16 protein-coding genes and 1 pseudogene are annotated in these 14,556 nt (G+C 40.2%); 4 read left to right on the forward strand and 13 right to left on the reverse strand.

The window, feature by feature from the left end; genetic code table 11:
* Nucleotides 1-873: a 1-aminocyclopropane-1-carboxylate deaminase/D-cysteine desulfhydrase gene (locus LZP46_RS10880; RefSeq protein WP_236093835.1), complete on the forward strand. Its 873-nt coding sequence runs from the start codon at nt 1-3 to the stop codon at nt 871-873.
* Between the two features lie 27 nt (nt 874-900).
* On the opposite strand, the gene LZP46_RS10885 is transcribed toward LZP46_RS10880, so the two are convergent.
* Complete coding sequence (locus tag LZP46_RS10885) at nt 901-1,233, reverse strand: DUF4870 family protein (protein WP_236093836.1); 333 nt, start codon at nt 1,231-1,233, stop codon at nt 901-903.
* 251 nt (nt 1,234-1,484) lie between these two features.
* Nucleotides 1,485-2,036: a hypothetical protein gene (locus LZP46_RS10890; RefSeq protein ID WP_236093837.1), complete on the reverse strand. Its 552-nt coding sequence runs from the start codon at nt 2,034-2,036 to the stop codon at nt 1,485-1,487.
* A 160-nt stretch (nt 2,037-2,196) separates the two neighbouring features.
* Between LZP46_RS10890 and LZP46_RS10895 the strand changes: the two are divergent.
* Nucleotides 2,197-3,399: pseudogene (locus tag LZP46_RS10895) on the forward strand (NAD(P)/FAD-dependent oxidoreductase).
* 183 nt (nt 3,400-3,582) lie between these two features.
* Here the strand turns inward: LZP46_RS10895 and LZP46_RS10900 are convergent.
* The 4 genes from LZP46_RS10900 to LZP46_RS10915 form a co-directional block, all read right to left on the reverse strand.
* On the reverse strand, nt 3,583-3,750 hold the full coding sequence (locus tag LZP46_RS10900; protein ID WP_236093838.1) for a hypothetical protein: 168 nt from the start codon (nt 3,748-3,750) through the stop codon (nt 3,583-3,585).
* Nucleotides 3,751-3,919: 169 nt separating this feature from the next.
* The gene (locus LZP46_RS10905; protein WP_004975491.1) at nt 3,920-4,090 is read right to left on the reverse strand and encodes a hypothetical protein; all 171 of its coding nucleotides are present in this window, start codon (nt 4,088-4,090) and stop codon (nt 3,920-3,922) included.
* 95 nt (nt 4,091-4,185) lie between these two features.
* Nucleotides 4,186-5,907, reverse strand: a complete 1,722-nt coding sequence (locus LZP46_RS10910; protein ID WP_236093839.1) for a mechanosensitive ion channel — start codon at nt 5,905-5,907, stop codon at nt 4,186-4,188.
* Nucleotides 5,908-6,161: 254 nt separating this feature from the next.
* Nucleotides 6,162-6,440: a hypothetical protein gene (locus tag LZP46_RS10915; RefSeq protein WP_236093840.1), complete on the reverse strand. Its 279-nt coding sequence runs from the start codon at nt 6,438-6,440 to the stop codon at nt 6,162-6,164.
* A gap of 200 nt (nt 6,441-6,640) precedes the next feature.
* Here LZP46_RS10915 and LZP46_RS10920 point away from each other — a divergent pair, with 200 nt between their 5' ends.
* Nucleotides 6,641-7,063 carry a hypothetical protein gene (locus tag LZP46_RS10920; protein ID WP_070152645.1) on the forward strand — a complete coding sequence of 141 codons (423 nt, stop codon included), beginning with the start codon at nt 6,641-6,643 and terminating at the stop codon, nt 7,061-7,063.
* Nucleotides 7,064-7,201: 138 nt separating this feature from the next.
* Here LZP46_RS10920 and LZP46_RS10925 read toward each other — a convergent pair whose 3' ends face one another.
* Both LZP46_RS10925 and LZP46_RS10930 read right to left on the reverse strand, forming a co-directional pair.
* Nucleotides 7,202-7,876: a hypothetical protein gene (locus LZP46_RS10925; RefSeq protein ID WP_236093841.1), complete on the reverse strand. Its 675-nt coding sequence runs from the start codon at nt 7,874-7,876 to the stop codon at nt 7,202-7,204.
* 4 nt (nt 7,877-7,880) lie between these two features.
* Nucleotides 7,881-8,642, reverse strand: a complete 762-nt coding sequence (locus LZP46_RS10930; protein WP_236093842.1) for a ferredoxin--NADP reductase — start codon at nt 8,640-8,642, stop codon at nt 7,881-7,883.
* Between the two features lie 85 nt (nt 8,643-8,727).
* Between LZP46_RS10930 and gigC the strand changes: the two genes are divergently transcribed.
* Nucleotides 8,728-9,609 (forward strand): LysR family transcriptional regulator GigC, encoded by an 882-nt coding sequence (gene gigC / locus LZP46_RS10935; RefSeq protein ID WP_019837525.1) that lies wholly within the window; start codon nt 8,728-8,730, stop codon nt 9,607-9,609.
* 38 nt (nt 9,610-9,647) lie between these two features.
* Here gigC and LZP46_RS10940 read toward each other — a convergent pair whose 3' ends face one another.
* The 5 genes from LZP46_RS10940 to nuoM form a co-directional block, all read right to left on the reverse strand.
* Nucleotides 9,648-10,163 carry an excalibur calcium-binding domain-containing protein gene (locus LZP46_RS10940; protein ID WP_236095213.1) on the reverse strand — a complete coding sequence of 172 codons (516 nt, stop codon included), beginning with the start codon at nt 10,161-10,163 and terminating at the stop codon, nt 9,648-9,650.
* 145 nt (nt 10,164-10,308) lie between these two features.
* Entirely contained in the window at nt 10,309-10,602 is a 294-nt protein-coding gene (locus tag LZP46_RS10945) for a cold-shock protein (RefSeq protein WP_236093843.1), read from the reverse strand.
* An 81-nt stretch (nt 10,603-10,683) separates the two neighbouring features.
* Entirely contained in the window at nt 10,684-11,319 is a 636-nt protein-coding gene (gene upp, locus LZP46_RS10950) for a uracil phosphoribosyltransferase (RefSeq protein WP_019836328.1), read from the reverse strand.
* A 126-nt stretch (nt 11,320-11,445) separates the two neighbouring features.
* The gene (gene nuoN / locus LZP46_RS10955; RefSeq protein ID WP_236093844.1) at nt 11,446-12,939 is read right to left on the reverse strand and encodes an NADH-quinone oxidoreductase subunit NuoN; all 1,494 of its coding nucleotides are present in this window, start codon (nt 12,937-12,939) and stop codon (nt 11,446-11,448) included.
* Between the two features lie 3 nt (nt 12,940-12,942).
* Complete coding sequence (gene nuoM, locus LZP46_RS10960; protein ID WP_236093845.1) at nt 12,943-14,556, reverse strand: NADH-quinone oxidoreductase subunit M; 1,614 nt, start codon at nt 14,554-14,556, stop codon at nt 12,943-12,945.

Raw genomic sequence — 14,556 nt, forward strand, 5'->3', positions numbered from 1 at the left:
ATGTTCGATACCATCGCGCAAGAAATTCCTTTACAACGTATTAATTTTTATGGCCGTGAGCTATGGATAAAGCGCCTTGACTTAGTGCATCCCTATATTTCGGGCAATAAATTTTATAAATTAAAATATAATTTTTTAGCTGCGCAAGCACAGGGTTATCAACACGTTCTAACTTTTGGTGGCGCATATTCAAATCATATTGCTGCAACCGCTTTTGCCGCTCAGCTGTTTGGTTGGAAAAGTACAGCAATCATCCGTGGTGAAGAGTTGGCAGAACGCCCTTTTAACTCAACTTTGGCTTTAGCCCATAAAATGGGCATGCAATTTCAATTTGTTTCACGTGAAATATATCGTCAGAAAAGTGGTCCAGATTTTTTACAGGATTTGCAGCATGAATATCCCGATGCCTATATTCTCCCTGAAGGTGGCACTAACGCATTGGCAATTCAGGGCTGTCAGGAAATTTTAAGTGCCGATGATTTACATCAGTTTGATCTGATTTGTTGTGCCGTTGGTACAGGTGGCACGCTTACAGGTTTGATTGAAGCGAGTCATCCACATCAACAGATTTTGGGTTTTTCTGCTTTAAAAGGAAATTTTTTAACGCAGGATGTCAAACAACTAACCATAAAAAGAAATTGGCAGATCTCTGATGAGTTTTGCTGTGGCGGTTATGCCAAAACCACACCTGAATTACTGACGTTTATTCGCGCCTTTGAAGATCAATATCAAATTCCCCTAGAACAGGTCTATACTGGAAAAATGCTATGGGGATTGTCAAAAATGCTACAAAGAAATGAATTGAATCATAAAAAGCGTATTTTGGTGATTCATACAGGCGGTTTACAAGGCAGGCATATTACACCTGCCTGATTAAACGAGTAATTAAATATAATACGGTTAAACTTGAATCGGTTTATTATCATTCAAGGCAATTAAACCTTTCACTAAACGATAAACATGCCAAACAAATACCACCAAAATAAGCAGGTATCCAATCAAAATCACACTTAAAATTAAGCCAAGTACATAGCCAATTAGACTGTACCAAAAAGTTTTAATTTGCCAATCGACATGACTTTCCAACCATGTTCCTCGCATTTCATTGCGTTTGACATAGTTCATAATAATAGCAATTAAACCTGTAATCCCCACCACAAAACCGACTAAATATAAAATATAGGTGATCAGGTTATATTGTTTCAGCTGATTGAGATCAATATTTTGTGTCATGTTATTTTCCTTGTTATATAAAAATACAGTTTAAAACCAATAATTAAATATATTTAAGATCATGAATGGATGAATAAATTGTGTTTTATATCAGCATAAAATAAAGATAGAAACATCATAAAAGAGTTTTATGAAAGTTTTGTTGAAACTCTGTATGTAGAATTATATTCATTGAGAATTGTATATCTTAAAACGCATAAAAAAACCATCCAACGCTGCGTTAAGCGCTGGATGGGAAATCAAAATATAAATCACTTGGTTATTTTAAGCGGATTTGCTGCAAAGTATCTTTCCAAATGATTCACATGAGAATCTGGACGAGGGGTGCGCATATGCGCAGCCACACCATTGTACATTTGGTCACGTGGCGTTAAGTGGAACTTGTTTAAATCTGGATCCATATACGGCAAGCGTTGTTTGCGCTGCAAATATTGGTGTAACTGTCCATTCACCTCTTGCAAACCATATCCGCTGAGCGACCAAGCACTGCTATGTCCGCCCCAATGGTGTCCAAATTCATGTCCGATAATCCCAATACTGGTATTAAAGTAATGTGCATAGAATAACCAAGTATCTACACCTAAAACTTCACCGCCACATATTGTAGATACGCCTAATCGGATCGTGCCTCGCTTCATAATCTGATCATAATTTTTTTTATAATCTGCTTCGGTAAAGAAACCACCATCTGCGACCACTTGACCTTTATTACCTAAGAAATTATGCCCCATCACCGCTTTATGATTAAACCAGATATGTTTAAATTCAGGGCTGTCAATTAAATAGGCAAAGTTGGTAATCATAATCACCCATTCACGTGCATAAGCAGGCGTAATTCTCCCCCAGTTTCCGTGTGTTTCAGGGGCATGACTGACATCTCAACCACAATTCAATTGCAAAAAAGCGGCAACGACAAACGATAAAGTCTATAATAATGCGCTTTCTCATTTCTCTCGGTGCAACATGGCAACTGCAAATCAATATGATGTTTTGGTATTAGGTGCGGGTGCATCGGGGCTGATGACTGCTTACATGGCAGCACAACGTGGTCGTAAAGTATTGGTATTGGAAAAAGCCAATAAAGTGGGCAAAAAAATTCTAATGTCTGGTGGTGGTAAATGTAATTTCACCAACTTAGAAGTCGAACCAATCCATTATATTTCACATAATCCACATTTTGTCATTTCTGCTCTCACCCGTTATACCAACTGGGATTTTATTGGTTTGGTCTGCGAATACGGCATTGAATATGAAGAACGTAAACACGGGCAATTATTCACTTTAAACGGCGCTAAAGAAATTTTAGCCATGCTCTTAGCCGAATGTGAAAAAACCAATTTGGTCGATATTCAAACCAATTGTGAAGTCAAAGCTGTGAATGCCCTAGATGATTAAGGTTTTCAAATTGCAACGACTTTAGGGTATTTCCAAGCAAGTGCTGTGGTCGTCGCCACAGGTGGTTTATCTATTCCTACTTTAGGTGGTTCAGGCATCGGTTATGAAATTGCCAAACAGTTTGGTCATCGTGTTTACCCGACCCGCGCAGGTTTAGTGCCTTTTACCTTCTCAGACAGCTTTAAAGAAATCACTACACGTTTAAGCGGCAATGCGGTGGATGTGACTTTATCAAATTCATTGAATAGTTTTACCGAAGCACTGCTATTTACCCATCGTGGTTTAAGTGGGCCAAGTGCCTTACAACTTTCTAATTATTGGGATGTCGGACAAAATTTTAAAATTAACTTTTTTCCTTACTTAGAACTCTATGACTTTTTTAAAAATAAAAAGCAAAGAAGTCCTAAAGTCTTACTGCGCACCTTGCTCAGTGAACATTTGCCAAAAAGTGTAGTAGCTGAGTTACAGCAACTAATTTGGCCTACGCTTTCTGAAACTGCAGTTGGCAATATTAGTGATGACAAGCTAGAACATATTGCAGCACGTTTAAATGCTTTTGAAGTCAAACCATCAGGCACAGAAGGTTATCGTACTGCCGAAGTCACTTTAGGCGGTATAGATACCCAAGAAGTTTCCTCTAAAACTATGGAAAGTAAAAAACAAAAAGGCTTGTATTTTGTTGGGGAAGTTTTAGATGTAACGGGACATTTAGGTGGCTATAACTTTCAATGGGCATGGTCATCTGCACATGCAGCATCGGAGTATGTTTAAGTTCGCTTTTAGATGAAACATGCAAATAAATGAATGTGATAAAAATGCTTCGAGTCTAAACAGAATAATATTGATCTTGCCGATCAAATTTTAAAATAACAAAAGCCAGTTTTTTCTAAACTGGCTTTTTCTTTAACACCATCACGCACTTTAACGACTGAGCAATACGTGAATCCTGTTATTTTATTCTAAATAATCGGTACGAAATAATACTAATTTTGGCGTATTTGCCAAACGTGATTCAGTTTGCTGCATTTTGAGCACCGCATTTTGCTGATGCATTGGTAACGAATTTGCCACTTGAACTCTTAAACAGATACGTAATTTGTTTAGCATATTGATTTCTCTCATTATTGTCATCCTTGCGCGAATTTTAAGACTCAAATATTTCAGCTTGGTTAAAACCCAAGTTTTTTATTTTTCCCTTAAACCCTCATCAAGCTTTCCAAGCTATTGATCTGATTTATCCAAATCATTCTTTGGCTCATTCCTGCCAAAGTTGATTAATTTTTAACATAATTTAAGAGCTTGGTCTATCCTCTTTTGGATGATTTTTCTCAACATTTTCAGTTGGTTTTGCGGTGGCTTCTGGCTTGGCAAAAACAAATTTATAGGCTGCAACAAAAAAGCCGATGGTGATGCCAGCAATCACGATTGGGGCAAAAAACTTATCGGGTGCTGATTTGGACATTATCGTTTCCTCTTTTTTAATGAATACCGAAAAGAAATCGACCAATACGGTGATTGGTCAATCATCTTAGCGATTCAAATCAAAATTTGAACAGGTTATTTCGGGTCATTTTTTGGATGTTCATCGACATCTGGTTCAGCATCACCTGTCGAACCAAATGGGTTGTTGACTGGTGGATGTTCAGGATCAACCTTTAAGGTATCTGGCACTGCATGATCAGTTGCCGCTTCAGGTGTTGTAGTCACATCACTTACAGACGCTTGCGGCTGCTCAGATACAATAGGTGTCATCACACTTGATGCTGACGTTGCCGTTTCTGTCTTGTGCAAAGGATTCGGTTGATTTGCCTCACGTTTAGCTTTATCAATCAAATCAGTTAACACACGCTCTGCAGGTTGACGACCACCTAAACCAAAGGCAAGTGCGAAAGCCACTGCAACAGAACCGAGAGTTAAACCAAAGGCCAAGTTCACGATAGAGTCAGCAATACCCATCGCACGTAAGCCCATCGCCACCACTAAGCCCATAATGAGAATACGGACCAAGTTCGCTAACCAACGTGAGCTATTATATTCGCCACGTTGTACCACTTTGGCCACCAAATTTGCTAGCCAGAAGCCCATTACCAGAATAACAGCACCCAACAGAATGTCGGCACCAAACTGGATGAACATGGCAATCAAGCCACTGACTTGCTCAAAGCCCAAGCGATTTGCTGCTTCAGATACAGCAAACAACATGGTAAAGAACACAATCAGATAACCGACTACACATGAAATTTTAGTTGTGCCTAAAAAACGTTGTAGGTCAAGTTTGGCAGGAATTTCATCTACACCTGTACCTGCAACCACTTCTACCACAATATTGGCAACAAAGCGTGACACAACATACGCTAAAATAAGAATCAGACCCGCAGCAATAATATGCGGAATCGCATTCATAATTTCATACAGCATGGCTGTTGCAGGTTGCGAAATAGCTTCAATGCCGAGTGCTTCAAAACCAATGATTAAAGCTGTGATAATAACTAAGGCAAAAACAAACGAACCGAGTAATTTAGGTAAATTTGAATTTTTAAAGATGCCAACTTTTTCAGCATGCTGTTGAATATTCAGGCTGCCCAGTAAACCTTCGACAATGCCACGAACAATTTTTGCCAAAATATATCCGACAAAAACAATCACGCCTGCAATGAAAATATTCGGTAAATAAAGCACAACTTCATTCACCATATTTTGCACAGGGAACAACAGACCGTTTAAGCCTAATATAGAAAGTACAATTGGCAAGAACAGCAATAAAATCAGCCAATAAACAATTTCACTGATATTTTGACTTAAGCCACTCACACCGACATCGGCGCTGAGTTTTTCATCCAACTGGGTACGTGCCAACAGTTTTTGCATGCCCACTTTGACCAGATTTGCCAAAATCCAACCAATAAAAGCAACAGCAACAGCAGCAAGCAAAGAAGGAATAAACAGTAAGAACTGCTGAATCATATTACTGAATGGCCCACTGACACTGGTCAGATTCAACACATTTAGCGCTCCAATGACCGCAATAATTAAAATCACCCAAAACACGACACGTGACACAATCAGTTCAATATTTGAACGATGCCCCGTTGCATTTGATAATTTATGATCCGTACCCAATTTTTGTAGAACCTTTTTAATTCCACCCGCAACCAATAATGCAATCACCCACCCGACAAGTAAAATTGCGACTGCAGCTAAAATGGGCTGAAATTGCTCCCAATAATACATGGCATTAAAACCTCTACCATGTAGGTTGCCATTTAAATAATCATTCATCTTGTTTAATCCTCATGGTGTTTAGCTTCATTTTTAGGTTTGCGCTGCAGCGCAAAACTGCTTTTTATCGATTCAAATTATTGAGTTAAGCTCTACCCACCATAGAATTTGCATATTTTTTATTCAACCTTGAGATGCAGAATCGCAACAATTCTACAAAGGAGGGATAATAAAGCTTGCGAAAATCCACAAAAAAGCCCTGCAACTAGGCAAGGCTAAATTTATAAATACGATTTTTTGACGCTTAGGCTAAACTACTGATCTGTTGCTGTTGCAGTATTGCTGTCATCCGCACGTGCTTCATCTCCAGCTGTGCCCGTAGTCGTGCTATTTGGCGTTGCTTGTTGTACAGTTGGATTCGGATGTCCAGGAGGTGCTTCGCTTGGACTCGGTTTGCGATCCGCCAACATGTAAATCAGCAATGCCAATAAAAAAATTCCCACCAGTACAAGCATATATACTGGAATACGTTTTTTTCGCTTAATATCTTCAGCTGAGTTTACATGAGGTGGTTTATTCAAATCATGTGGCATGTTCCCCTCACTTATGTATTTATCTGATGAATTTTTATACTAACAAGCTCATCACGCTTATTGTGTGAAAATACATAGCAAGATGGTGAAAAGATGTAATATACCTCAAGTACCACCTATGTTGCCCAATATCGACAAAGCTGCCTCTCACGGGGAAATGCGCTATAATCACCTACCGTTTTTTGTGTACTTTGAACTTTATGGCGTATCGTCAACAAAGTGTATCGCTTGATCTTGACACTGACGTCACTCATCAATGTGCCTTGCACTATACCCGTGATGGGCATCTCATTGGTATTATTGAATTTAGCAAGCCAAGCTATCTGCTTAAATGGGGCGATTTAGAATATTTTCGTCGCCGTACCGAAGAGTTTTCGGTCATGCCATTTCCAGATTGTGTAAATGCTATGATCATTGACATTCGCAACATTGCTGCATTTTTGGATAATGAAGTGCCAATTTTGCCGTGGCGCTTAATTGAAGAAGAATGTCCTGTGCGTTTGGTGGTTCCACAAGAACGCTTAGAGCATTATGCAGGTTTTTTTGAACCGACTTGGCTAAGTAGCGATGTCGATAGCGCGATTCAGGAAATCCGCGAATATATGGATATGTTTGTGCACTAATCTCTTTGAAGAATCACTTTCAAGTATTGCCCTCAAAAGTTACTTTCAAAATTGTATCACACCAATCAAAAACCTCATTTGCAGCATTGTAGATGAGGTTTTTATATGAATGGTGAAGATCACCTCAACAACCAATTTTTAGCGAATTGTGAAAATACATTTATTTTCAAAACTCGATTTAGGCAGCCACCAAACCTGCTTAAAACGCACCTGATCTATGCCAAAACTGCGCATTTTCTTAGATGTATAACGCCAACCGACACAGTCTTGATACTTCTCATATTCAGGAGTCTGCCCTGCAATGATTGAGCTTTGCTGAACTTTAATTTTCTGAAAAAAAGCGGTTTCCTTTGCACGGATTGGGCCAATGTAATCGTTATACATTTGCTCCATTTCAGCACTTTCAAATTGCATTTTTTGCAAACTGCCGCCATGCAAACAGAGCTGACTACGCAAGTTTAAATATTTGACTTTGCCCGCAGCAAACACATAATTGACACAAGAAGAAAAGCAATACTGCGCAACTTCTACATTAAGTTGATGGTCAAAGACCAAATTGCCCAAATCAATACCTAAGCCGATCTCGCCACCCCGACTGTTGATTTTTAAGGTATCAATTTTATCTGACTGTTTAAGTAATTCCGCTGCACGTGCGTTGGCTTCAGGGCTAAGTGGCCCATCATAAATGAGTACGTGATCTTGCACAGCAACCTGAGTTTCCACCGTTTCAGCCTGTACGGTTTGTGCGACTATAAACATCAGCCCTGCGCTGGCTATATATTTGAACAGTTGATATTTGAATAGTTGTATCACATCCTCACCAATAATTTTCAACTGCAATATTACCTTCGCCGCGGCGATTCATGCTTAAACCACGTGCTTTTAAGGCTTCTTTAGTATCATCAACCATGGCAGGGTTACCGCATAACATCACATGGCTAGTTTCAGGGTTGAGTACACTGCCTGCAGCCTGTTCCAATTCACCATTTTCAATTAATACAGGCAAACGATCATGCAAAGCTGCTTGAGGGTCGCGAGTGATAATTGGGATAAATTTAAAGCCTGTATGCCCTTCTCCAAAAGTTTCGGCAATTTCGTGAATTTTATCGACATAAGCCAATTCGGCTGCGGTACGCACGCTATAAACCAAATAGATATATTGATATTTTGTCCACGTTTCAAAATCTTGCAGCATGGATAAAAACGGTGCAAGACCTGTACCTGTAGCCAACAACCATAAATCGTGTGGTGCAGGCAATTGATAACGCGCCAAGGTCAAAAAACCATAAGGGATTTTTTCCAAGTACAGTTCATCACCCACTTGAAGGTGCTGCAAGTTAGAAGTAAACGCACCATCTGGCACGACAATCGAGAAAAACTCTAAAGTTTCATCAAAGGGTGATGACACCACCGAATAAGCACGTACTACCAATTCATCGCCCACTTTTAACCCGATACGTGCAAACTGCCCTGCGGTAAATTTAAAATGCGCAGGTCGGGTCATGGTGAAGCTAAATAAGGTGTTGGTCCAACGATGAACCGAAAGCACTTTTTCTAAAGTAAATTTTTCAATTGACATGATTTGAGCGTGGCATGAAAGACTGTGCTCATGTTAGCATGTCAGGGTAATTTATGAATATTTTTTAAATGTTAAGGCTTGATTCATGCGCATGACTTTACGCCAGTTGGCGGTTTTTGTAGCAGTTGCCCAAGAAGGGACAGTAACCAAAGCCAGTGATGCCGTTAAGCTCACCCAAAGTGCTGCAAGTATGGCCTTAGCAGATTTGGAGGATGGCTTAGGCGCTCCACTGTTTGACCGTTTGGGTAAGCGCCTACAACTGAACGATTTAGGTCGTTTTTTATTGCCTCAAGCCTTAGAAATTTTGGGGCGTTGTGAAGCATTTGAACAGGCTGCTAAAGGCGAGCTGCAAAGCATCGATTTGCGTTTAGGTGCAACCCTCACCATCAGTGACTATTTGATGCCTGATTTAATGGCAGACTTTTTGCAAATTCAACCACAAGCGCATTTACAATTACAAGTGGGCAATACCCGCCAAATGATTGAAGCTGTAAATCAGTTTCAGCTAGATTTAGCCCTGATAGAAGGCTCTTGTCACTTACCACAACTCCAATGTATTCATTGGCGTGATGATGAGCTCGCAGTGTGCTGTGCACCAAGTCATCCTTTAGCGCAGTTAAACCGTGCTTTAAGTATCGCAGATTTCGAAGACGCCGAGTGGATTTTACGTGAAGAAGGTTCAGGTACTCGTGAAGTATTTGACAATGCAATTTTAAAAGACCTGCCTGATGCCAATATTCGTTTAACTTTGGGTCATAACGAAGCGATTTTAAAAATTGTCGCAGGTGGAATTGGTATGTCGTGTATTTCACGATTGGCGATTGAACCTTTACTGGAAAAAGGTCAATTGGTGATTTTAGATACACCTTTCTGGCAACTGACGCGCCCCTTATTCATGTTGGTGCATCGTCAGAAATACCAAGGGCCTGGTTTAAGGGCATTTATGAAGTTCTGCGACGCGAAATAATTCATAAGAGTACCAATCAAGGTACTCTTTTTTAACACTTAAAACTGACTCTCACATGGTATGCCGTCACCATCACCGTCCATTTTAGTATTTGGACAATTTCGTATAAAGAATAACGCTTCTTCGTAAGACGTCATTTGACTACAGTGCTCACGCCCATCACAAGTAAAGTTCTGTTCGACAACTGGAACTTCTACTGCTTTTTGTACTGATAAAGCTTCAGGCTGGCTATTTTGCCAAGCTTGGTACTTATTAAATACTGCATAAGCCAAGACGAATATAATCAATATACCCATATAAGTCACAAAATTGGATGAGTTATTTTCAGACTTCTGCTGTCTTTTTTGAATCTGCTTTGTCGTATGAATTGCCCTTGATTGAGGCGTATGCCTTTCGACTGCAACCTTAATATCTAGACGGACGATATTATCTGCTTTGAACTTGCCATTTTCTTCTACTTTACGAAATTTTAGATTTTCTCCCACTTTTGGTGGCAGATTTTTATTAGGAAAATCTTTAATATGAAAAAACAAATCTTTTGGCTCTCCTTCTATTTAAATAAAACCAAAGCCTCGTTCTTCGTTATAAGTTTTTATTTTCCCTTCTAAAAACATAAATTACTCTTTACACGTTAGTTTTTGATTATTGTATAAAAAAAGAGACTGAAATGCCCCTTTCTATTCATGAAAATATTTAAAATTAACCCTTTAAGTTCGATAACAATGCAGACGTAATAGACGTATTTGCAGCCACCGCTTTGGCTTTTTTCGCTTTCTTGGATTTATCTTCTACAGGTTCAATATTAATGGCTTTATAACGATCACCATTTTGGACCACATTAAATTTAACCCGATCATTGCGCTTTGGTTCGCCTTCAGCCGCAGGAAAATCTGAGATATGGAAAAACACTTCACCTTCAGGTGCGGCAATAAATCCATAGCCTTTTTCGGCATTGTATTGTTTGATTTTCCCTTGATATTGTTCAGATTTCATGGCTTAACCTTTTACGAGCTGCACTATATGTGAGTATATAAAAAAGAGACAGTTAATGCCTCTTTTTTACCAACATTCAGCTTAATCTTTTTGGACTGAACCAAAAATTTTATCGCCTGCATCACCCAGGCCAGGCACAATATAACCATCTTGGTTTAAACCTTCATCAACCGATGCAGTAAAGATCACCACATCTGGGTGCGCGGCTTCTACACGTTGAATGCCTTCTGGCGCTGCAACCAAAACCATCACACGGATGTCTTTACAACCACTGGCTTTGAGCAAATCAATTGCTGCCACTAAAGATGAACCTGTGGCAAGCATAGGGTCAATAATCATCGCGATACGATTTTGTACATCTGGTACTAATTTTTTGTAGTAAGTACGCGCTTCTAAAGTTTCTTCATCGCGTTCCAAGCCAAGTACAGACACTTTAGCACTTGGAATCAGGTTCAAGAAACCATCTAACATGCCAATACCTGCACGTAAAATTGGCACAACCGTAATTTTTTTACCCGCAATACGGTCCACAGTGACTGCACCATTCCAACCCGCAATTTCGTGCTCGACCACTGGCAAATCTTTAGTCGCCTCATAAGTCAGCAACATGGTCACTTCTTGTGCTAATTCACGGAAGTTTTTGGTGCTGATGTCTGCACGACGTAATAGCCCTAATTTATGACGAATAAGTGGATGACGGATTTCATGAATAGCCACGGGAGAACACCTAAAAGGAAAGAAAAGCAAATATCGTTTTATTATATGCTGTTTTTATTGTATATATAAACCAAAAAGCCTTCAATTTATGAAGGCTTTTTGACTGAAAGTTAAACTTCTTTCAAATTATTGCTGTGACAGCATGAAATGGATGGGTGACAAAATTTCAGCTTCAAGTGCCATTTTGATAATTGGGTCTGGATAAACACCAATCACCAATACCGCTAAAGCTGCAACCAATACCATAATACCGCCCACTTTTTGGCCCCAATGATCAACAGCGTCCATTTTTGGTTCATCTGGCGGTGTCATATACATCACCACCATAACGCGCAAGTAGTAGTACAAACCAATACCTGAACCTACGATGATCATCGCAGCTAAGAACCAGTGCTGAGTCGTGACCGCAGCCATCACTACCAAGAACTTACCAATGAAGCCTGCAGTGAGTGGAATACCCGCAAGAGAAAGCATCATCACGGTTAAGACAGCAGTCAATACTGGACGACGCCAGAACAAACCACGGTAGTCAGCCAAGCTTTCTGCTTCAGCTACGTTGTTATACGGGCTAGACATTAATGCGACTGCACCAAACGCACCAATCGTGGTTAAGACATAAGTAATCACATAAACGCTGACATTGCCCAAGCTTGCATAAGACATGCTGATTAAACCAATCATCAAATAACCAAAGTGTGCAATTGATGAGTAAGCTAAAATACGTTTCAAGTTCACTTGACGTACAGCAAGGAAGTTACCTAGCAAAATTGAAAGCACAGCAATAATGGTCATGATGGTCACAATCGAGTCAATCAGGATTGCACCTGACCCCAACATGTAACGCACAAACACACCAATGGTTGCTACTTTTGCCGCAGTCGCAAGGAAAGTTGCGATTGGTGCAGGTGCACCGTCATAAACGTCTGGTGTCCATTTGTGGAATGGTGCCAAAGAGAGTTTAAATGCCACTGCAAAGACAATTAAGCCTAAACCTAAAACGACCAATGGCTGTTGGATATTTTGCATTAATGCTTGTACAGAGTCATAGAACGACAATGAACCTGTGTATGCATAAATGTACGCCATGCCCATAAGCAACATTGCTGAAGCAGTTGCAGACAATACCAAGTACTTCACGCCCGCTTCTAAAGATTTAGAACGCTGGTGGGTATATGCCAATAAGCCATAAACAGGAATTGACATTAACTCAAGGCTAATGAAGAACGATGCATAGTGCGAACTTGCCACCATCAACATAGCGCCCGTAACCGAACATAACATTAAGATGTAGAGTTCTTCGCGGTTGTCTTTATACGTTTCAATATACGCATGCGACAAAGTAGAACATGCCAATGCTGCGATCAGAATCACCAGTTGATATAACAAAGTGAACGGATCAATCATAAACATGCCCATCACGCTGGCAGGAGCAAAATTCCCGCCAAACATCATGAGTAAAAGGTAAGCAGCAGCGAGGTTCAAGCCCACCACTGATGCTGTAGCAATTAAGTTATGGTTACGCTTAATTGCAGTAAGGATCATCACGATAATCGCAGTTAAAGCCACGATCATCACAGGAGCTAAAGGCATAAGCTCAGAAAATGACATTGTGAAGTTCATGGCTTATTGGATCTCCACATTTTCGAGTTGAGCTGTTACTTCTTGTGTAACTTCAACTACTTCTTGAACTGGGATGTAGCTATTTGCTAACCACGCCATACTTGAATTTGAAATATCAAGGAAGGTTTGTGGATAGAGACCAAGCCATACTAGACCCAGCGCACAAATTGAAAGAATCACAACTTCACGTGCATTTAAATCTTTTAACGGATTTGCATAGTGTTGTTTTTGCTCTTCATTTGGTACACCAAATAAGGCTTTGTGAATCAGGATTAAACCGTAAACACCTGCAAAAACTAAACTGATTGCCGCAATAATTGTGAAGGCTGGGAACTGTTCAAATGAACCCATTAAAATCAGGAATTCACCAATAAAGTTACCTAAACCAGGAATACCAACTAACGCTGCCACAAAGAACATCAGGAAGAATGAAAGGTATTGGAATTGACCACGAATACCGCCCATTAAACGCATGTCACGTGTGTGTACGCGCTCATAAATTTGACCACACATAATGAACAGAGCTGCAGATGACAAGCCATGTGCCAACATCATGATCATTAAGCCTTGGTAAGTCAGAATATTACCTGCATAAATTGCAAGTAATACGAAGCCCATGTGCGAAATAGAGGTATACGCAAGTAAACGCTTCATATCGGTTTGCTGGAAAGCACACCACGCACCGTAAAACACACCAATTAAACCCAAAATAATGGCAATGTCAGCAAACTGAGCAGAAGCCGCTGGGAAGAATGGAATCACGAAACGTAGTAAACCGTATGCTGCAGTTTTAATCAAAATACCTGCAAGGTCGACAGAACCCGCTGTAGGCGCTTGTGCGTGTGCATCTGGTAACCAACCGTGTAATGGGAAAACTGGAAGTTTTACCGCAAAACCGATGAATAAACAGATCATGAAGGCATAAGCGACTGCTGGTAATTGTGCGTCAAGGGTATTCGCCACAGCCAATAAATAGTTGTAGTTGAACGAAATTGTACCTGACATCATGTATCCGTAGATCACTAGACCTAAGATACCCACTAACATGATTAAACCAGCAACTTGCGTGTAGATGAAGAATTTGGTTGCAGCGTAAACCCGTGAACGACCGTTTGAACCTTTATGACCCCATAACGCAATCAGGAAGTAGATTGGTACAAGCATCATCTCCCAGAAGAAGAAGAACAGGAACAAGTCAATCGCAAGGAATACACCAATTACCCCACCCAAAGACCATAAAAGGTTAAGGTGGAAGAAACCGACATTCTTTTGAATCTCACCAAATGAACAGCCTACCGCTAAAATACCCAGTAATGCGGTTAATCCCACCATGAGTAAAGATAAGCCATCCACCGCTAGGTGAATGTTGATGCCTAGGGTTTGAATCCAAGGCAACATAAATTCAGCCGACCAAGTTGGAACTTGAGCGCCTAATTCATAGTTATAGCTGGCACCTTGCCACAATGCGACGGTTAAGCCCAAAGTAACGAGCATGCCCACTAAAGCAATGTAACGCGGTAATTTATCGTCGAGTTTATCGACCAGCCAGCAAATAAAACCTGCAATGAACGGAACAAGGATCAGCGCGGGTAGAATTAAATTGTTTGGAGTATCCAT

The organism is Acinetobacter sp. SCLZS86, assembly GCF_021560715.1.
Classification (GTDB): Bacteria; Pseudomonadota; Gammaproteobacteria; order Pseudomonadales; family Moraxellaceae; genus Acinetobacter; species Acinetobacter towneri_A.